Here is a 19,584-nt window from a genome sequence, read left to right as displayed (position 1 = left end):
GGTCACCTGGTCACCGGCTTGAGGACGTAGCCCGCGCCGCGGACCGTGTGGATCATGGGTTCGCGGCCCGCGTCCACCTTCTTGCGCAGGTAGGAGATGTACAGCTCGACGACGTGGGCGCGGCCTCCGAAGTCGTACGACCACACCCGGTCGAGGATCTGTGTCTTGCTGAGGACACGGCGCGGGTTGCGCATGAGGAAGCGCAGGAGTTCGAACTCGGTCGGGGAGAGTTCGATCAGCTCGCCCGCCCGGGTGACCTCGCGGGCCTCCTCGTCCATGGTGAGGTCGCCCACGACGAGGCGGGGGCCGTCCTCCTGCTGGCGGGCCATGCCGGCGCGGCGCAGCAGGCCGCGCAGCCGGGCGACCACCTCCTCCAGGCTGAAGGGCTTGGTGACGTAGTCGTCGCCGCCCGCGGTGATGCCGGCGATCCGGTCCTCGACGGCGTCCCGGGCGGTGAGGAAGAGCACACAGACGTCCGGCTGGACCTGGTGCAGCGAGCGGAGCACGGCGAAGCCGTCGGTGTCCGGGAGCATCACGTCGAGGATCACCGCGTCCGGCAGCAGCTCCCGGGCCACCGCCAGCGCGCTCGCGCCGTCGCCGGCCGCGCGGACCTCCCAGCCCTCGTAGCGCAGGGCACCGGTGAGGACCTCCGCGAGGTCGGGGTCGTCGTCGACGACGAGGACGCGGAGCTGGGTGCCGTCGGGGCGGGTGAGGGCGGGGCGGCCGGAGCGGGTCGTGTTCATCGCGTGTACCAGCATCCATCCTCCCGACGGCGGCGTGTGGCCGTCCTCGCTGTGAGTTTCCTCTGAGCACGCGCGGAGGGTCCCGGTTCAGAAGGTGCTCAGAGGTTCGGGTTGCACAGTGGCGACCTGGCCGGAGAAAGGACCCGACTCATGACGACCGTGGACGAACGGCGCAGGGCACCCGCCGTGCCCGTGGGCACGCGCCGCTCCCCCGCCGCCGTGGTGCTCGCCGCGCTGTGGGCCGGCGCCGGGGCCGTGCTCCTGCTGTGGTGGTCGGACACCGGCTCCGTCGTGGGCGCGGCGGGCTGGCTGACCGGGGCCGGGCGGATCGCCGGCCTGCTGTGCGGCTACTCCTGCGCGGTGCTCGTCGGCCTGATGGCCCGGGTGCCGCTGCTGGAGGTGCGGGTCGGCTCGGACCGGGTGGCCCGCTGGCACGCGATGGCCGGCCGGTACACGGTCTGCCTGCTGGTCGCGCACGTCGTGCTGATCCTGACCGGGTACGCGGCCCAGGACCACGCCTCGGTCGTCCGCGAGACGCTGAACGTCGTCCTGGACTATCCCGACATGCTCAAGGCGACCGCCGGCACGGTGATCCTGTTCGCCGTCGGCATCACGTCGGTGCGGGCCGCGCGCCGCCGGACCAGCTACGAGTTCTGGTACTACGTCCATCTGCTCACCTACGCGGCCGTCTTCCTCGCCTTCTTCCACCAGCTGACGCTGGGCAACGACCTCAACGGCAAGCCGGTCGCCACCGCCTTCTGGTACGCGCTGTACCTCGGGGTCGCCGCCCTGGTGCTGTGGTTCCGGATCCTGGCGCCGGTGCGGCTCAACCTCCGCCACCGGCTGCGGGTGCACTCCGTGCAGCAGGAGGCGCCGGGCGTGTACTCGGTTGTCGTCCAGGGCCGGCGGATCGGGGAACTGGGCGCACAGGCCGGCCAGTTCTTCCGGTGGCGGTTCTTCGGCGGCGACGGCATGGGCTGGACGTCGACCCCGTACTCGCTCTCGGCACCGCCGCGCGGCGACCTGCTGCGGATCACGGTCAAGTCGCTCGGCGACCACAGCGCGGCCGTGTCGCTGCTGCGCTCCGGCACCCGGGTGTGGGCGGAGGGCCCGTACGGCGGCCTCACCGCGGACCGGGCCACCAGCCACCGGACCCTGCTGATCGCGGCGGGCGTCGGCGTCACCCCCCTGCGGGCACTCTTCGAGACGCTGCCCGGCGACGTCACCCTGCTCTACCGGGCGCGCACGGCCGCGGACCTGGCGCTCGGCGGCGAGCTGGAGGCGATCGCGCGCTGGCGCGGCGCGCAGGTGCTGTACGCCCTCAACGGCCCGCGGGGCGAGCGCCCCGCCCTCACGGCGGAGTCGCTGCGGGCGACCTTCCCGGGCCTCGCCGGCTACGACGTGTACATCTGCGGTCCGCACGGCTTCGCCCAGGAGCTGTACGGGGCGCTGCGCGCGGCCGGGGTGCCCGACCGTCGCATCCACCACGAGTCATTCGAACTGTGAGAGCTGTGAGGCCCCCGTCGTGCACGCACTGAACAAGAACCGGCCGCTGCGGCGCATCGTGCTCGCGAGTGCCGTCACCGTCTCCGGAATGGTGATGCTGCTGGCGCTGAAGCCGCACACCGCCCCCACCGTGGTCACGGACTCCGCGGCCCCCGCCCCGTCGGCGTCGGCGAGCGCCTCCCCGGGCGCGACCGGCGGCTCCGGCAAGTCCGGGAGCCGCAGCACCGGCACCAGGACCGTCACCGGGGACACCGTCCAGACCCGCTGGGGCCCGGTCCAGGTGAAGGTGACCATCAAGAACGGCAAGATCACCGACGTCACGGCGGTCCAGTACCCGACGGACAACTCCAGGGACCAGGAGATCAACCAGTACGCCCTGCCGCAGTTGCGCACCGAGGCGCTGGCGGCACAGAGCGCGAGCATCGACACCGTCTCCGGGGCCACCTACACCAGCCAGGGTTACCAGCAGTCGCTCCAGTCCGCACTGGACTCCGCGGGACTCTGAACGCTCAGGCAATGCGACACGTACCTGTGGGCCAAGGGTCAAGTCCCTACGGAGGAACCGTGACCACCACGCTCGCAGGCGGACGTGCCGCCCGCCGCCAGACGATGCGCCGCATCCGCCCGCGCCGCTCCCCGGCCGTACCGCTGCTGCTCGCCGTATGGGCGGGCGCGGCGGCCGTGCTCTGGCTGTGGTGGCAGAACACCCCGTCCATCGCCGACCAGAACGGCAAGATCCTCAACGCGGGCCGGATCACCGGCCTGCTGGCCGGCTATCTGATGGCCCTCGTGGTCCTCCAGATGGCCCGGGTGCCCGCGCTGGAGCGGCGGGTCGGCTCCGACCGCGTCGCCCGCTGGCACGCGATGAGCGGCCGCTACACGCTCTGCCTGGTCTTCGCGCACGTCTTCCTCATCATGTGGGGCTACGCGCTGCAGGCCGGCAAGACGCTCAACGACATCGTCCAGCAGACCATCGACTCCGTGAACCAGCTGCCCGACATGGGCAAGGCGGCCATCGGGACCGGACTGTTCGTCGTCATCGGCCTGACCTCGATCGGGCCGGTGCGGCGCCGGATGCCGTACGACACGTGGTACCACGTGCACCTGCTGACGTACGCGGCGGTGTTCCTGACGTTCTGGCACCAGATCACCACCGGCAACGACTTCGCCCTCACACCGACGGCCAAGACCTTCTGGTACGGGCTGTACGGGGCCGTGACCGCGCTGGTGGTCTGGTACCGGATCCTCACCCCGATCCGGCTCAACCTGCGGCACCGGATGCGGGTCGAGGCGGTCATCGAGGAGACGCCGGGCATCGTGTCCGTGCTGATCGGCGGGCGCAAGCTGCACCGGATGGGCGCGGAGGCCGGCCAGTTCTTCCGCTGGCGGTTCATGGCCCCCGGGATGCGGTTCAGCTCGCACCCGTACTCCCTGTCGGCGGCCCCGCGCCCCGACATGCTGCGGATCACCGTCAAGGCGATCGGCGACCACAGCGCGCGGCTGCGGGAACTACGGCCCGGGACCAAGGTGTGGGCCGAAGGGCCGTACGGGGCGATGACCGCGTCCCGGCGCAGCCGCGGCAAGGTCCTGCTGGTGGCGGGCGGCGTCGGGATCACGCCCATGCGGGCGCTGTTCGAGACGCTGCCCGGCGCCGCGGGCGACCTGACCCTGCTCTACCGGGCCAACACCACGCAGGACCTCGCCCTGTGGGACGAGCTGGCCAAGATCGCCAAGGAGCGCGGGGCCCGGCTGATGTACGCGGTCAACAGCCCGGAGGGCGAGCGTCCGGACATCTCCGCGGAGAACCTTCAGCGGAAGATCCCGGACATCGTCGACCACGACGTCTTCATGTGCGGCCCGCCCGGGTTCGCGCAGGGCGTGTACGAAGCACTGCGCGGCGCGGGGGTTCCCGCCCGCCGCATCCATCACGAGTCGTTCGAGATGTGAGCGACGGGACCACACGGGAATCCAGGGAATCGGGAGTTCGTAAGCGATGAGGAAGAGTCACCCCATCAGGCGTGTGGTGCTGGCCACCGCGGCGACCGTGTCCGGTGTCGTGCTGCTGCTGTCGCTGAAGCCGTCGTCGGACCCCGCGTCCGCGTCGGCGGCGGGCGCGGCCCCGTCGGCCGCGGCGGCCGGGCAGGAGTCGCCGCAGGGCGGCACCGGAGCCGCAGGCACCACGACGGTGGACGGGAACGCGACCCAGACGCAGTACGGGGTCGTCCAGGTCCGGCTGACCGTCGCGGGCGGGAAGATCACCCAGGCCCAGGCGATCCAGGCACCCAAGGGCGGCACCAGCGACCAGAAGACCGCGCTGTCGGTGCCGCAGCTGAACAAGGAGACGGTGGCGGCACAGAGCGCGAACATCGACTCCGTCTCCGGGGCGACGTACACGAGCACCGGCTACAAGCAGTCCCTGCAGTCGGCGCTGGACAAGGTGAAGGCGGCCGGCGCGTCGAGCTCTGCGGGCTCCTCTGCGGGCTCCTCGTCCTCCTCCGGGTCCGCGCAGGCGCAGGCCAAGACGGTGACCGGGCAGGTCGCGCAGACCCAGTACGGGCCGGTCCAGGTCCGGATCACCGTCTCCGGCGGGAAGATCACCAAGGCGGAGGCGGTACAGGCGCCCAAGGGCGGCACCAGCGACCAGAAGACGGCGCTCTCCGTCCCGAAGCTCAACCAGGAGGCGGTGGCGGCACAGAGCGCGAACATCGACTCCGTCTCCGGGGCCACCTACACCAGCACCGGCTACAAGCAGTCCCTGCAGTCGGCGCTGGACCAGGCCGGTGGCTGAGGCCGTGGCCGAGTCCGCGGAGGCTCCCGCCGCGGTGCGTCATGCGGAGGAGGTCATGGGGACCGTCTTCTCCTTCGACGTCCGCGGCGGGGATCCGGATGCCGTACGGGCGGCCCTCGACGAGGCGGTCGCCGGGCTGCACCGGGTCGACGAGGTGTTCAGCACGTACCGCGAGGACAGCCAGGTCTCCCTTCTCGCACGGGAGGAGATCGGCGTCGGCGACTGCGACCCCGAGGTGGCCGAGGTGCTGGAACTGGCCGCCGAGGCGGAGCGGGTGAGCGAGGGCTGGTTCAGCACGCGCTACCGGGGGCGGCTCGATCCCACCGGGATCGTGAAGGGCTGGTCGGCGGAGCGGGCGGCGCGGACGCTGGCGCGGGTGCCCGGAGTGCGGGGCGTGAGCGTGAACGGCGGCGGCGACGTCCAGATGTTCGGCGCGCCCGATCCGACGCGGGCGTGGCGGGTGGGGATCGCCGACCCGTTGCGGCCGGGCGGGCTGGCGGCGGTGATCTCGGCGGCGGGGGTGGCGGAACTGGCGGTCGCCACGTCCGGCACGGCGGAGCGGGGCGCCCACATCGTCGATCCGCGGACCGGGAAGTCGGCGGTGACGGACCTGGTGGCGGTGACGGTGGTGGGGCCGCGGCTGACGTGGGTGGACTGCTGGGCGACGGCGGCGTTCGCGATGGGGTCGCGGGCCGGGTTGGCCTGGCTGGAGTCGCTGCCGGACGTGGAGGGCCTGTTGATCACGGCGGGGGACGAGGTGCGGTGCACCGGGGGGCTGGCCGCACGTCTGGGCTGAGGCCGGCGGGTGGGGGCACGTACCGGCGCTCGCAGGGTGCCGCCGCACCCACCCGGAGGCAGGGGGAGGAACCGCGCGACCAGCCCCCACCGGCCCGGCGCCGAAAATTTCTCGGGATTTATCCCGTAAAGGGCCATCCCGATCCCTTTCTCGGCCGTACCCCCTGTGACGCAAGTTTCGGGAGGAACTCCATGGCAGTCTTCAGCAACCTGATGTCGTTCAGGAACCGCCGCGACCACGATCACGACGACCGGCGCGGTGACCGGCACGACCACGGTCACGACCACGACCGGCACGACCGGCGCGGTCACGACCACGACCACGACCGGCACGACCACGACCGCTACTGACCACACCGAGGGCGGGGCGGACCGGTTCCGGGTCAGCCGGTCCGCCCCGCCGGTGTTCTCCGAGGACCCCTCTCATGGCGCAACTGGTCACGGCCGCTCCCCCGGTCCCCCCGCGCGAGGTCTTCCGGCGGTTCTGGCCGTACACGCGAGGCGGCCGCCGCTGGCTCGTGCCGCTCGTCGTGCTGAGCCTGACCGGCCCGGCCGTCGACGCCGCCGAGCTCTGGCTCTTCAAGTTCGTCGTCGACGACGTGCTCGTCGGCCGGGAGTTGCGGCCCTTCCTGTGGATCGCCCCCGCCTACCTCGGTCTCGTTCTCTGCTCCGGCATCCTCGGCTACGCCGACGACGTGACCTCCACCTGGGTCGGCGAACGCTTCCTGCTCGCCCTGCGCGCCGACGTCTTCCGGCATGTCCAGGGACTCTCGCTCGGCTTCTTCGAGCGCCGGCGGCTCGGCGACGTGCTGTCGCGGGTGACGGGCGACGTCGACGCGGTGGAGACGTTCCTGCTCTCGGGTGTCGCGGACGCCCTGTACTACGTGATCAGCCTGGGCGTCTACCTCGGCCTGCTGTTCTACCTGCGCTGGGACCTGACCCTGCTCGCCCTCGTCGTCGTGCCGCTGTTCTGGGGCGCGGCCCGGTACTTCTCGCGGCTGGTCAGGGAGGCCTCACGGGAGCGCAGGCGGCGCGGCGGGGCGCTCGGCGCGATCGCCGAGGAGTCGCTGGGCAACGTCGTACTGGTGCAGGCGTACAACCGGCAGGCGTGGGAGGCACGCCGGTTCGACCGGGAGAACACCGGCCGGTTCCGGGCGGCGATGGCCTCGGCGCGGATCCGTGCCGTGTACGCGCCCGCGGTCGAGTTCGTGGAGGTGACCGGCGGCCTCGCGGTGCTGGCCCTCGGCACCTGGAAGCTGGCCCAGGGCCAGCTCACGCTCGGCGGACTGCTGGTCTTCCTCGCGCTGATCGGCAAGCTGTACACCCCGGTCCACGGGCTGTCCGGGCTCGGCACCACCTTCTACACGGCCTCCGCCGCCGCGGAACGGATCATCGAACTGCTCGACGAGCGGCCCCAGGTGACCGAGCGAGCCGGCGCGCGCCGGCTCCACCGGGCACGGGGCACGGTGGAGTTCGACGGGGTCTGGTTCCGCTATCCCGGTACCGCGGCCTGGGCGCTGTCCGACGTGTCGCTCCGGGCGGCTCCCGGGGAGACGCTGGCACTGCTCGGGGCGAGCGGCTCGGGCAAGTCCACGCTCGCGAAGCTGCAGTTGCGCTTCTACGACCCCGACCGGGGGGCGGTCCGCCTGGACGGGACCGACCTGCGCGAGCTCAGCCTGACCGACGTCCGGGAGAACGTCGCGGTGGTGCTGCAGGAGACCCTCGTCTTCCACGGCACCGTGCGCGAGAACATCGCCTACGGCCGGCCGTCGGCGACGGAGGCGGAGATCGTCGCGGCGGCGCGGGCCGCGGACGCCCACGAGTTCGTCGAGCGGCTCCCGGACGGCTACGACACGCTCGTCGGACAACGCGGCCGGACGCTCTCCGGCGGCCAGTGCCGTCGGCTGGCGATCGCCCGCGCGATGATCCGGGACGCCCCGGTGCTCCTGCTCGACGAGCCCACCGCCGGGCTGGACGTCCGCTCGGCGCGGCGGATCATGGAGCCGCTGCGCCGGCTCATGGCCGGGCGGACCACCGTGGTCGTCTCGCACCAGCTGCCGGCCGTCCGCGACGCCACCCGGATCGTGGTGCTCGACCACGGCCGGGTCGTCGAGGACGGCGCGCCCGCGGACCTCCTCGGGCGCCAGGGGCCGTACGCCCTGCTGCACCGGCTCGGCTCGGGAGCCGCGCCGTCATGACCCCTTCGGGGTCACCACCTTGCCCTTCTGCAGCTGGGCGGTGGCGAGGACGGTGCCGTCGGCGGAGGTGAGGCGGGCGGCGGAGTACCTGGTGAGGTCCACGGGGACCGCCACGCCCCAGTTGCCGCGTCCGCCCCGCAGGGGGAAGTCGCCGATCCGTGTGGTCGTGCCGTCGCCGCGTGCCAGGAGGCAGGTGACCCTGTCCTTGTAGGGGGTGCCGGGGAGGGCCACGGAGACGAACATCCAGGCGGGGGTGCCGGGGTGGGCGTAGATCTCGCCGACGGGCTCTCCGCCGCCGGCCGGGATCATGTCCCCGGCCAGCACGGGCTCGGACTCGACCGCGGGCGCCGAGGCGGTGACCGCGCCCTCGACGGCGCTGCCGATCGCCCAGCCGGCGAAGCCGATCGCGACCGCGGCGGTGGCGGCGACCGCGGCGAGCCGCAGCCTGAGGCGCCGGACGCGACCACGCCGGACCCGGGCGGTGTAGGCGGGCCGCCGGGCTCCCTCGGCCCCTGCCGCCTGCTCGGCCAGGCTGCGCGCCACCCGGGTCTCGAAACCGGGCGGCGGATCGCTCTCCGGCAGCAGGCCGACCAACCGGTCGCCGATCCCGGTGAGCCGGCGCACGTACTCCCGGCAGTCCGCGCACCCGTCCAGGTGGGCGACCGCCTCCGCCCGCTCGCGGCCGGGCAGGACGCCCAGCGCCAGTTCGGCGCCGACCTCGTGCAGCTTCGCGCAGTGCGCGTCACCGGACATGGTCGCCTCCCTTCGGGCACACGAGCGCGGCGCGGAGTTTCGCCATCGCCGCTCTGATCCGCGTCTTGGCCGTGCCCAGCGGGATCCGCTCCGTCTCGGCGACCTGCTGGGCCGTCATGCCGTAGATGCCGGCCATCATCAGGGCCCTGGCCTGTTCCCGCGGCAGCCGGGCCAGCGCGGCCCGGAGCTGGCTGGAGGCCTCGTCGGCCAGCGCCCACCGCTCGGGGGTCTCGGTGACGGCGTCGAGGAGCGGATCGAGGTTTTCGGGCGCCATCGGTTCGGTCCGCCGGGCGCGGACGGCGTCGACGGCGAGGTTGTGGGCGATGGTGGTGAGCCAGGTCCCGACCGAGCCGCGGCGCGAGTCGTAGATCTGGGCATGCCGCCACGCGCGCTCGAACGTCTGCTGGGCGACGTCCTCGGCGAGTTGCTGGTCCCGGGTGACGGCCATCGCGACCCCGAAGACCCGGTGCTGAAATCTCCGTACGAAGACCTCGGCCAGCTCCGGGTCTCCGGTGGCCAACCCGGACAGCAGAGCCTCGTCCGGGAGACGGCCGACAGGGCACCTGAATCCCGACACACCCCTGTGTACGTTCGACGGCCGCCAGGGGATTGCCCGCCCGCCTGACCGCTCGCCGCGGAAGATCACACGGCCATTGTCCGTCGCCGGACCGGGCCCCGCACGCTGGTCAGCGGCCGGCCAGAGGCCGTGCGGTCAGTGGCCGTTCTGGGCGAGCCGCAGCAGGTGGTCAGCGAGGGCCTGGCCGCCGGTCGGCTCCCTGCTGATGAGCAGCACCGTGTCGTCGCCGGCGATGGTCCCGAGGATGTCGTGCAGCTCGGCCTGGTCGATCGAGGACGCGAGGAACTGGGCCGCGCCGGGCGGGGTGCGCAGGACGACCAGGTTGGCGGAGGCCTCGGCCGAGATCAGGAGTTCCTGGGAGAGGCGGCGCATCCGCTCCTCCTTCGCCGACTCCCCCAGCGGGGCGCGCGGGGTACGGAAGCCGCCCTCGCTGGGTACGGCGTAGATCAGCTCGCCGTCGGTGTTGCGGATCTTCACCGCGTTCAGCTCGTCGAGGTCCCGGGAGAGCGTCGCCTGGGTCACCGTCAGCCCGTCGTCGGACAGCAGTTTCGCGAGCTGGCTCTGCGAGCGCACCGGCTGCCGGTTGAGGATGTCCACGATCCGGCGGTGCCGTGCGGTCCGGGTCTGCGGCACCGCAGCCCCCGTCCCGCCGGACTGGTCGAACTCCTGCGCCTGGCTCATCGTCGTCTCATTCTCCGGATCGTCCGTCCCCGCTCGCTGCGTCGAGGATGCCGGGCAGGGCACGCAGCAGCGCGTCCGCCTCGGCGTCGCGGAGGTTCAGCGGCGGCATCAGCCGTACGACGTCGGGAGCGGGCGCGTTCACCAGGAACCCGGCCTCCTGAGCCGCCTGCTGCACCTGCGCTGCCAGCGGCTCGGTGAGCACGATACCCAGGAGGAGGCCCGCGCCCCGGACATAATCGATCAACCGGTGGCCGAGACCCTCGATTCCGTCCCGCAGCCTCCCGCTCTGCCGCTTGACGTTCTCCAGCAACCCCTCGTTCTCGATGGTGTCGAGGACGGCGAGGCCGGCGGCGCAGGCGACCGGGTTGCCGCCGAAGGTGGTGCCGTGGTGGCCGGGCTGAAGGAGTTCGGCGGCGCGGCCGAAGGCCACGGTCGCGCCGAGCGGCAGCCCGCCGCCGAGCTGCTTGGCGAGGGTGACGACGTCGGGCAGCACGCCCTCGTGGGCCTGGTACTCGAACCAGGTGCCGGTACGGCCGATCCCGGTCTGCACCTCGTCGAGGACGAGCAGCGCGCCGGTGGCGGCGGTGATCGCACGGGCCGCCTTGAGGTAGCCGGGGGGCGGTACGACGACGCCGTTCTCCCCCTGGAGGGGCTCGATGATCACCAGGGCGGTGTCCTCGGTGACCGCCGCCGCCAGCGCCTGCGCGTCGCCGAAGGGCACGTGGGTGACGTCCGCGGGCAGCGGGCGGAACGGGTCCTGCTTGGCGGGCTGTCCGGTGAGCGCGAGGGCGCCCATCGTCCGGCCGTGGAAGCCGCCGTCGGTGGCGACCATGTGGGTCCGCCCGGTCAGCCGGCCGATCTTGAAGGCGGCCTCGTTGGCCTCGGCGCCGGAGTTGCAGAAGAAGACCCGGCCCTCCCGGCCGAAGAGCTGGAGGAGCCGTTCGGCGAGGGCGACGGTGGGCTCGGCCATGAAGAAGTTGGAGATGTGGCCGAGGGACGCGATCTGACCGGTGACGGCCTCGACGATCGCGGGGTGGGCGTGACCGAGCGCGTTGGTGGCGATGCCGCCGACGAAGTCGAGGTACTCGTGGCCCTCGGTGTCCCACACCTTCACGCCCTCGCCGCGCACGAGGGGCAGGCGCGGGGTGCCGTAGTTGTTCATGAGCGCGCCCTGCCAGCGCGTGGTCAGTTCCTGGTTGCTCATGACTCCCCCTCCTGGTCCGGCACGACCATCGTGCCGATGCCTTCGTCCGTGAAGATCTCCAGCAGGATCGAGTGCTGGACCCGGCCGTCGATGACGCGGGCGGTGGTGACGCCGTTGCGTACGGCGTGCAGGCAGCCCTCCATCTTCGGCACCATGCCGGAACTGAGGTCCGGCAGCAGCTTCTCCAGCTGGGAAGCGGTGAGGCGGCTGATCACCTCGTCGGAGTTCGGCCAGTCCTCGTAGAGGCCCTCCACGTCGGTGAGGACCATGAGGGTTTCGGCGCCCAGAGCAGCAGCGAGTGCCGCAGCCGCCGTATCAGCATTGACGTTGTAGACATGTCCGTCGTCCTGGGAGCGGGCGATCGAGGAGACGACCGGGATCCGGCCGTCGGCGAGCAGGGCCTCGATCGCGCCCGTGTCGATCGAGGTGATCTCGCCGACCCGCCCGATGTCGACGAGTTCGCCGTCGATCTCGGGCCGGTGCTTGGTGGCGGTGATGGTGTGGGCGTCCTCGCCGGTCAGTCCGACGGCGAGCGGCCCGTGCTGGTTGAGCAGGTTGACCAGCTCGCGCTGGACCTGCCCGGCGAGCACCATCCGTACGACGTCCATGGCGTCCTCGGTGGTGACCCGGAGGCCGGCCTTGAACTCGCTGACGATGCCGTGCTTGTCGAGGGCGGCGCTGATCTGCGGGCCGCCGCCGTGCACGACGACCGGCTTGAGGCCGGCGTGGTGCAGGAAGACGACGTCCTGGGCGAAGGCGGCCTTCAGGTCCTCGTCGATCATGGCGTTGCCGCCGAACTTGATCACGACGGTCCTGCCGTTGTGACGGACCAGCCAGGGCAGCGCCTCGATGAGGGTCTGGGCCTTGGGCAGCGCGGTGTGCTTACGCGTGGTGCTCATGACGAGTACGCGCTGTTCTCGTGGACGTAGTCGGCGGTCAGGTCGTTGGTCCAGATGGTGGCGGTCTCGGAGCCCGCGGCGAGGTCGGCGACGATGTGCACCTCGCGGTAGCGCATGTCGACCTTCTCGCGGTCCTCGCCGACGCCGCCGTTCTTGCAGACCCAGACGCCGTTGATGGCGACGTTGAGCCGGTCCGGTTCGAAGGCGGCCTTGGTGGTGCCGATCGCGGAGAGGACGCGGCCCCAGTTGGGGTCCTCGCCGTGGATGGCGCACTTGAGGAGGTTGTTGCGGGCGATGGAGCGGCCCACCTCGACGGCGTCGTCCTCGGAGGCGGCGTTGACCACCTCCACCCTGATGTCCTTGCTGGCGCCCTCGGCGTCCCGGATCAGCTGCTGGCCCAGGTCGTCGCAGACGGCGCGGACGGCCTCGGCGAACTCCTCGTACCCCGGGGTGACGCCGGCGGCGCCAGAGGCGAGCAGCAGCACGGTGTCGTTGGTGGACATGCAGCCGTCGGAGTCGACGCGGTCGAAGGTCGTCCGGGTCGCGGTCCGCAGCGCCTTGTCGAGCACCTCGCTCTCGACGACCGCGTCCGTGGTGAGGACGACCAGCATGGTGGCGAGGCCGGGGGCGAGCATGCCGGCACCCTTGGCCATCCCGCCGACGGTCCAGCCGTCCTTCGTCACGACCGACGTCTTGTGCACGGTGTCGGTGGTCTTGATGGCGATGGCGGCCTTCTCGCCGCCGTGCTCGCTGAGGGCGGCCGCCGCGGTCTCGACCCCCGGCAGCAGCTTGTCCATGGGCAGGAGCACGCCGATCAGGCCGGTCGAGCAGACCGCGACCTCGATGGCGCCGCGCCCGAGCACCTCGGCCACCTTCTCGGCGGTCGCGTGGGTGTCCTGGAAGCCCTTGGGGCCGGTGCAGGCGTTGGCGCCGCCGGAGTTGAGGACGACGGCCGAGACCTGGCCGCTCTTGAGGACCTGCTCGGACCACAGCACCGGCGCGGCCTTCACGCGGTTGGAGGTGAAGACGCCCGCGGCGGCACGGCGGGGCCCGGTGTTGACCACGAGGGCCAGGTCCGGGTTGCCGTTCTCCTTGATCCCGGCGGCGACGCCCGCGGCCGTGAATCCCTTCGCTGCCGTCACGCTCACGGCGCAACTCCGATCGTGGTCAGCCCGGTGGTCTCGGCGAGCCCCAGGGCGAGGTTCATGCTCTGGACGGCACCGCCGGCGGTGCCCTTGGTCAGGTTGTCGATGGCGCTGATCGCGATGATGCGGCCCACCGACTCGTCGTACGTGACCTGCACCTGAACGGCGTTGGAACCGTGGACGGACGCCGTGGCGGGCCACCGTCCCTCGGGGAGCAGGTGGACGAAGGGTTCGTCGGCGTAGGCCTTCTCGTAGACCGCGCGCACGGACTCCGCCGTCACCCCGGCCGCGGCCTTGGCGCTGCAGGTGGCGAGGATGCCCCGGGGCATCGGGGCGAGCGTCGGCGTGAAGGAGACGGCGACCCGCTCCCCCGCCGCCGCGCTCAGGTTCTGGATCATCTCGGGGGTGTGCCGGTGGCCGCCGCCGACGCCGTACGGCGACATGGAGCCCATGACCTCGCTGCCGAGCAGATGCGGCTTGGGCGCCTTGCCCGCGCCGGAGGTGCCGGACGCGGCGACGATCAGCGCCTCGGGCTCGGCGATCCGGGCCGCGTAGGCCGGGTAGAGGGCGAGGGAGACGGCGGTGGGGTAGCAACCGGGCACCGCGATGCGCTTGGACCCCTCCAGCGCGGCGCGGGCACCCGGAAGTTCGGGGAGGCCGTAGGGCCAGGTGCCGGCGTGCGGGGAGCCGTAGAAACGCTCCCAGTCGGCCGGGTCGGCCAGCCGGAAGTCGGCGCCCATGTCCACGACGAGGACGTCAGGACCGAGCTGCTCGGCGACGGCGGCGGACTGCCCGTGCGGGAGCGCGAGGAAGACCACGTCGTGCCCGGCGAGGGCCTCGGCGGTCGTCTCCGCCAGCACCCGGTCGGCCAGCGGCAGCAGATGCGGCTGGAGCGCGCCGAGGCGCCGGCCCGCGTTGGAGTTGCCGGTCAGGGTGCCGATCTCGACCTCGGGGTGCGCAAGGAGCAGCCGCAGGACCTCTCCGCCCGCGTACCCGCTCGCTCCGGCCACCGCCGCACGTACCGCCATGTCCCATCCTCCTCTGGATGGCATGACTATACGGTCCGCTGCAGTTTTATGCAACGCACGCCCCGATCATGCCCATGCGGCGACGTCGCGGCTACGCCGCCTCCACCTTCGGCAGCATGACCCACCGCGACACCACGAACGTCACCGGAATCGCCGCCGCCGACGCCATCAGCGGAGCGAACCTGCTTCCCGCGTGCAGCACGTCGACGATCACGTACACCCCCACGGTGGTGATCACGAAATTCGTGGCGTTGGTCAGCGGGAACAGCAGGAATTTCCGCCAGGTGGGACGCGTCCGGTAAGTGAACTTCGCATTGAGAAAAAATGAGCCGATCATGCTCAGGAAGAACGCGAGAACATGCGCCGCCAGATACGGCAGGTACCCCAGGAAAAGCAGGTAAAGGCCGTAGTACGTCGCGGTGTTGACGACGCCGACCACCGCGAAGGTGATGATCTGCCCGGATATCGGGCGAGTGGGTCCGGTGGCGGTCGACAGGGTGGCGTTCGGCATCAGGGGATGAGGTCCTTCGTCGTGCCGCGGCTGCGGTCTTCCGTTCGGTCCACGTTCGTCGCCTTCACCAGGAAGTGCGGGCGCCCCTTGACCTCGTAGTAGATCCGGCCGGTGTACTCGCCGATGACCCCGAGCATGATCATCTGTACGCCGGCCAGGGCGGTGACGGCTGTAATGATGGTGACATAGCCGGGTGTCTGGACACCGTTGATCATCGCGCCGCCGACGATCCACGCCGTGTACGCGCCGGCCAGGGCCAGCAGGGTCAGGCCGAGGTGGAGCGCGGCGCGCAGCGGGCGGTTGTTGAAGGAGAGCAGCCCGTCGAGGCCGTAGTTGAGCAGGCTGCGGAACGACCAGGAGCTGCTGCCGTGTTCGCGCACCGCGTTCTCGTACTCGAAGGTGGTGCTGGGGAAGCCGACCCAGGCGAACAGGCCCTTGGAGAACCGGTTGTACTCGGTGAGGCTCACGATCGCGTCCACCACCCGGCGCGACATCAGCCGGAAGTCGCCCACGCCGTCGACGAGTTCGACGTCGACCATGCGGTTGATGAGCCGGTAGTAGAGGCGGGCGGTGAGGGTGCGGGAGACGCGGTCGCCCTGCCGGGTGCGCTTGGCGATGACCTGGTCGTAGCCCTCGCCGCGCAGCTCGACCATGCGCTTGATCAGCGCCGGCGGGTGCTGCAGGTCGGCGTCCATGACGATCACCGCGTCGCCGGTGGCGTGCTTCAGGCCGGCCAGCAGGGCCGCCTCCTTGCCGAAGTTGCGGCTGAAGGAGACGTACCGGACGCGCGAGTCGCCGTCGGCGATCTTGCTGAGCAGGGGCAGGGTGCGGTCGCGGCTGCCGTCGTCGGCGTACACGAACTCCATGTCGTGGCCGAGCGGCAGCAGTTCGTCGGCGACCTTCTGGACCTGCTCGTGGAAGCGCACTATGACGTCTTCCTCGTTGTAACAGGGCGCGACGATCGATATCAGCATGGGATTCTCTCCCTGGGGACGGCTCAGTGGGCGGTGGACGGGAGGCCGGCGGAGCGGACGGCGGTTCTGCGGCGGAGGGCCGGGACGGTGCCGAGCAGGATCAGGGTCAGCAGCGAGACGCCACCGACGGCTGCCCCCAGGCGCAGGCCGGGCGGGTGGAAGGTGCAGGTGAGGCTGGTGGCGGAGGCGCCCAGCGGGACGGCGATCAGGCCGTAGAACTCGCCCGCCGCCACCTCGGCGCCGCCGGCCGAGCAGCGCCAGCCGGCGATCCGGGGAGCGGCCACGACGGCGGTCCCCTTGCTGCCGGCGGGCAGCTGGGCGTGCACGGTGCCGTCGGAGACGGTCACCTTGGTCGCACCGGTGGACTTCAGATGCTGTACCGCGGTGCGCAGGTGCGCGGTGTCGAGGCAGCCGACCGGGCCCTGCGCCGGGACCCGGCCCGGCTGGTTGGGGGTCAGCTCGATCCGCACCTCGCCGGAGGCGGGAACCGTGCCGAGCGGCTGCATCGCGGCGCGCTTCGAACCCTCGAGGTCCGAGCGGAACAGCTTCTGCGGGCCGTCGGTCCCGAGCCGTGCCGTACCGGCGTACTGCGGGGCCCACAGGAACACCTCGCTGCCGGCCCGGCAATGGGCGGTGAGGGTCTGCTTCCCCCGGACGGGCAGCCCGCGCACCTCGTCGCCCTGCTGCTCCCCGCCGGGGGTGGTGGTGGGCAGGGTGTAGACGCGGGCGCCGAGCAGCAGCTCCTGGTTGCGGTACGGCGACTTGCCGAAGGCGGCCGGCGTGGTGTGCGGGGCGTTCGCGCGCACGGTCACCAGCGGCGGGACGTCCTCGCGGGTCACGGTCGAGGGGCCGCCGCCCTGGGGCAGCCACGTCTGGTGCGGGTCCGGCGGGTTGTGCACCCGGGCGCCCACCGAGAAGACCGCGTCGGTGACCGGGTTGTCGAGGCTCTGCAGGCTGCGCCCGTGCGAGGTCCAGCCGCCGCCGAGGGCGGCGAGCGTGCGGCCGAGGACGTCGGAGGTGAGGCTGCTGTAGTACTGGGAGCCCTGGCCGCCGACCATCATGGGGTCGTTGGCGACCGTCTGGTCACGACCGGGTTCGGTGCGGTACGCGGGCCAGTCGTCGGCCGACGCGACCGCGTCCGCCTGCCGCTGCTGGCGGTCACCCCAGGTGGCGTAGTCGTCCATCATGTTGAGGCGGACCCGGGTGGACACGGCGGCGGTGGCGGCGGACTCGCCGAACTGCGCGCCGATCAGCAGCATCGCGGCCAGTCCGACCAGCGCGGGCCTGCCGTTCTTCACGGCGAGCAGCGCAAGTCCGGCCAGGGCGCCCGCGACGGCGAGCAGCACCACCGGCCAGGTGTGGTGGGTGTGCTGCTGGGTCATGACGCTGCGGCTGGCGACGGCGGCGACGAGGGCGAGGAGTACGGCTGCGGCGCCCAGGGCACGCCAGTTCGGCGGCCCGTAGGCCAGGGCATGCCAGCCGGCTATGACGAGGAGGGCGCAGAGCACGAAGGCCTGGCGGTAGGAGCTGCCGTTGGGGACGGCGAAGGCGTGCCAGGCCAGGCTGGTCGGCGCCCACTGGAGGGAGAGGGCCACCGCGAGCACCAGCGCCGTCCAGCCGGCCCGCACCCGGACCGGGACGGCCCGGTGGAACGGCAGGGCCAGGGCGAGCAGCAGCGCGGCCATGCCGACGTAGAGGCCCGGGGAGCTGTAGTTGTAGGTGGTCGGCAGCAGCCGGGCGAGCAGGTCGCGGGTGGTGACCGGGACGAACTGGCTCTCGCGGCCCGGGTAGGAGTGCTTGGTGCCGACGTACACGACGACCACCAGGGGCGCGGCCAGGCCGATGCCGAGCGCCACGGTCAGCGCGGCCCGGCCCACCACCGCCAGCGCGCGCCGCCACGGCACCTCGGCGAGCACCAGCCGGAGCAGCAGCACCAGCGCGGCGCCGAGGGTGGCCATGTAGGCGGTGTAGAAGTTGGCGATCCAGGCGAGCGCCACGATCAGCACGCTGAGCAGCGGCCGCCGGCCGGCCGTCGCCCACTCGCCGACCAGGCAGAACAGCGGGAGCGCGATCAGGCCGTCGAGCCACATCGGGTTGAACGTGGCGAGGGCGAGGCTCCAGCCGCACAGCGCGTAGGAGGCGCCCAGCAGCCCGGCCCCCCACCAGCGGCCCCTGCGCAGGCTGAGCAGCAGCCAGGCCATGGCGGCGCCGGCGACCGCTGTCTTCAGCACGGTGATCGTGTACACCGCGAGGTCGATCTCGTCGCGCGGGAACACGGCGACCAGCAGGGCGAACGGGCTGCTGACGTACGTACCGAGGTCGGGCAGGAAGCTGGAGCCGTAGCCGGACTGCCAGTTGACGAGGAGGCCGCCGTCGGCCCGGCCGTGCAGCAGGTCCCAGAGGTGGGCGTGGAAGGGGACGTACTGGTTGCCCAGGTCGTTGACGTTCCGGGTACGGGGGCCGAAGGGGTAGCTGCGGGCCACCACGTCGGCGGCGCAGAACGCGACGGTGGTGAGCACCGCCGCGAGCTGGGCGGCCGCCCAGCGCGGATCGACGCTGCGCCGTCTCACCGGCCCGGCCTCCCGCTCGTCGCCCCGTGCCGGATTCACACCCTGTTCCCGTCCGGTCAGGGTCGTGCGATTCATTCTGCGGGACTCCCAGAGAAAATACGGGGGGCTTTACTCCCCCCAGGCCGGTGTTTCGCCGACTTAGACGGGTAGGGATCCCGGACGGTTGTGCTCCGGCTGTGAATTAATAGACCTAATTCCGGATGCCCGCGCCCTTTTGGAAAGAATAGGCGGCAAGAAAAGGAACGAAGGATTTCCGGAAAATGAAGGCCGGGTTAACTCGCCTTTTCAGGGGCCTGACCGACCCCTTGTCCGGCCACCTCACGGGCGACCGCCGGGGGAACGGCACGATGGGCGCGTTCGACGGTTTGCCCCCAGTATGTTCCGGCGACGATCAGCGTGGCACCGAGGACGGAGAGCGCGGTGAGGCGTTCGCCGCCGAGGCCGAGGCCGGCCAGCAGGGCCCACACCGGTTCGGTGCCCAGCAGGAGCCCGGCCCGGGTCGCGGAGGTGCGCTGGACCGCCCAGGTCTGGGCGAGGAAGGCGAACAGACCGCAGAAGAGGGCCAGGTAGAGGAGCTGGGCCCAGGTGGCGGCGCCGGTCCGGGCGAGGGTCGGCAGTCCGGAGGCCGCGGGCAACAGGAACAGGACGGCGCCGACGGCGCACTGCACGGCGGTCAGCTGCAGCGGGCGCAGGGCTCGGCCCGCGGTCACCCGGCCGACCAGCACCACGTGACCGGCGCGTACCACGGCCGCGGCGAGTATCAGCAGGTCACCGACTCCGGGGGCACGCAGCCCGTGTCCCGAGACGAGCAGTCCGACACCCGCCAGGCACACCCCGGCCGCGAGGAAGAACCGTCCCGGCAGTCCGACCCGGTCCAGGACCGGGGTGAGGACGAGGGTGAGGCTGATGATCAGGCCCGCGTTCCCGGCGCTGGTGTGGGCGACGCCGTACGTCTCCAGGACGAGGACGGCGGCCTGGGTGAGGCCGAGCAGACCGCCGTAGACCTTCTCGTCCCGCGTGAGGCGGCCGGCCGTGCCGTGGAACCGGAGCAGCAGGACCGCGCACGCGAACGCGGCGACGGCGTAGCGCACGAAGAGGACGGTCGGCACGGGCAGGGCGTCCGTGGCCGTCTTCGCCGTCAGATAGCTGGAGCCCCAGACGACGGCGACGGCCAGGAGCACCACGTCGATGCGGCGGGTGGTCGGCATGCCG

General features: G+C 72.0%; 19 protein-coding genes. 7 read left to right on the top strand and 12 right to left on the bottom strand.

Annotation, left to right across the window (positions count from 1 at the left end; genetic code table 11):
* Positions 1–2: 2 nt before the first annotated feature.
* Entirely contained in the window at positions 3–743 is a 741-nt protein-coding gene (locus BLW82_RS34750) for a response regulator transcription factor (RefSeq protein ID WP_093508439.1), read from the bottom strand.
* Positions 744–893: 150 nt separating this feature from the next.
* Here BLW82_RS34750 and BLW82_RS34745 point away from each other — a divergent pair, with 150 nt between their 5' ends.
* From BLW82_RS34745 to BLW82_RS34720, 7 genes are all read left to right on the top strand, one after another.
* Positions 894–2,249 carry a ferredoxin reductase family protein gene (locus tag BLW82_RS34745; protein ID WP_093505219.1) on the top strand — a complete coding sequence of 452 codons (1,356 nt, stop codon included), beginning with the start codon at positions 894–896 and terminating at the stop codon, positions 2,247–2,249.
* Positions 2,250–2,268: 19 nt separating this feature from the next.
* Entirely contained in the window at positions 2,269–2,754 is a 486-nt protein-coding gene (locus BLW82_RS34740; RefSeq protein ID WP_093505217.1) for an FMN-binding protein, read from the top strand.
* 59 nt (positions 2,755–2,813) lie between these two features.
* Positions 2,814–4,196: a ferredoxin reductase family protein gene (locus BLW82_RS34735; RefSeq protein WP_177233168.1), complete on the top strand. Its 1,383-nt coding sequence runs from the start codon at positions 2,814–2,816 to the stop codon at positions 4,194–4,196.
* Between the two features lie 46 nt (positions 4,197–4,242).
* Positions 4,243–5,037, top strand: coding sequence for an FMN-binding protein (locus tag BLW82_RS34730; RefSeq protein ID WP_177233167.1), 795 nt, complete (start codon positions 4,243–4,245; stop codon positions 5,035–5,037).
* A gap of 55 nt (positions 5,038–5,092) precedes the next feature.
* Complete coding sequence (locus BLW82_RS34725) at positions 5,093–5,833, top strand: FAD:protein FMN transferase (protein WP_371131516.1); 741 nt, start codon at positions 5,093–5,095, stop codon at positions 5,831–5,833.
* Positions 5,834–6,024: 191 nt separating this feature from the next.
* Positions 6,025–6,183 (top strand): hypothetical protein, encoded by a 159-nt coding sequence (locus BLW82_RS44685; protein ID WP_177233166.1) that lies wholly within the window; start codon positions 6,025–6,027, stop codon positions 6,181–6,183.
* Between the two features lie 74 nt (positions 6,184–6,257).
* A complete protein-coding gene (locus BLW82_RS34720) occupies positions 6,258–8,030 on the top strand; it encodes an ABC transporter ATP-binding protein (protein WP_093505215.1) in 1,773 nt (590 codons plus the stop codon).
* Here the strand turns inward: BLW82_RS34720 and BLW82_RS34715 are convergent.
* The 11 genes from BLW82_RS34715 to BLW82_RS34665 all read right to left on the bottom strand — a co-directional run bounded on the left by BLW82_RS34715 (position 8,025) and on the right by BLW82_RS34665 (position 19,580).
* The gene (locus tag BLW82_RS34715; protein WP_093505213.1) at positions 8,025–8,783 is read right to left on the bottom strand and encodes a zf-HC2 domain-containing protein; all 759 of its coding nucleotides are present in this window, start codon (positions 8,781–8,783) and stop codon (positions 8,025–8,027) included. The genes BLW82_RS34720 and BLW82_RS34715 overlap by 6 nt on opposite strands.
* Positions 8,773–9,360, bottom strand: a complete 588-nt coding sequence (locus tag BLW82_RS34710) for an RNA polymerase sigma factor (RefSeq protein WP_093505211.1) — start codon at positions 9,358–9,360, stop codon at positions 8,773–8,775. The genes BLW82_RS34715 and BLW82_RS34710 overlap by 11 nt, the downstream gene beginning before the upstream one ends.
* A gap of 135 nt (positions 9,361–9,495) precedes the next feature.
* Positions 9,496–10,041 (bottom strand): arginine repressor, encoded by a 546-nt coding sequence (locus tag BLW82_RS34705; protein ID WP_093505209.1) that lies wholly within the window; start codon positions 10,039–10,041, stop codon positions 9,496–9,498.
* Positions 10,042–10,048: 7 nt separating this feature from the next.
* Positions 10,049–11,245, bottom strand: a complete 1,197-nt coding sequence (locus BLW82_RS34700) for an acetylornithine transaminase (protein WP_093505208.1) — start codon at positions 11,243–11,245, stop codon at positions 10,049–10,051.
* On the bottom strand, positions 11,242–12,144 hold the full coding sequence (gene argB, locus BLW82_RS34695) for an acetylglutamate kinase (RefSeq protein WP_093505206.1): 903 nt from the start codon (positions 12,142–12,144) through the stop codon (positions 11,242–11,244). The genes BLW82_RS34700 and argB overlap by 4 nt, the downstream gene beginning before the upstream one ends.
* Complete coding sequence (gene argJ / locus BLW82_RS34690) at positions 12,141–13,292, bottom strand: bifunctional glutamate N-acetyltransferase/amino-acid acetyltransferase ArgJ (protein WP_093505204.1); 1,152 nt, start codon at positions 13,290–13,292, stop codon at positions 12,141–12,143. The genes argB and argJ overlap by 4 nt, the downstream gene beginning before the upstream one ends.
* Positions 13,289–14,317, bottom strand: coding sequence for an N-acetyl-gamma-glutamyl-phosphate reductase (argC, locus tag BLW82_RS34685; protein ID WP_093505202.1), 1,029 nt, complete (start codon positions 14,315–14,317; stop codon positions 13,289–13,291). The genes argJ and argC overlap by 4 nt, the downstream gene beginning before the upstream one ends.
* A gap of 91 nt (positions 14,318–14,408) precedes the next feature.
* Positions 14,409–14,828 carry a GtrA family protein gene (locus tag BLW82_RS34680; protein ID WP_093505200.1) on the bottom strand — a complete coding sequence of 140 codons (420 nt, stop codon included), beginning with the start codon at positions 14,826–14,828 and terminating at the stop codon, positions 14,409–14,411.
* Positions 14,828–15,802, bottom strand: coding sequence for a glycosyltransferase family 2 protein (locus BLW82_RS34675; protein ID WP_093505198.1), 975 nt, complete (start codon positions 15,800–15,802; stop codon positions 14,828–14,830). Before BLW82_RS34675 ends, BLW82_RS34680 begins: the two co-directional genes overlap by 1 nt.
* Before the next feature lie 23 nt (positions 15,803–15,825).
* Positions 15,826–18,447, bottom strand: coding sequence for a YfhO family protein (locus BLW82_RS34670; protein WP_093505196.1), 2,622 nt, complete (start codon positions 18,445–18,447; stop codon positions 15,826–15,828).
* Between the two features lie 197 nt (positions 18,448–18,644).
* The gene (locus tag BLW82_RS34665) at positions 18,645–19,580 is read right to left on the bottom strand and encodes a DMT family transporter (RefSeq protein WP_093505194.1); all 936 of its coding nucleotides are present in this window, start codon (positions 19,578–19,580) and stop codon (positions 18,645–18,647) included.
* Between the last annotated feature and the right edge of the window lie 4 nt (positions 19,581–19,584).

Source organism: Streptomyces sp. Ag109_O5-10 (genome assembly GCF_900105755.1).
In the GTDB taxonomy this organism is placed as follows: Bacteria; Actinomycetota; Actinomycetes; order Streptomycetales; family Streptomycetaceae; genus Streptomyces.
The sequence above is the reverse complement of the archived record's forward strand: the minus strand, read 5'-3'. Positions and strand labels throughout refer to the sequence as shown.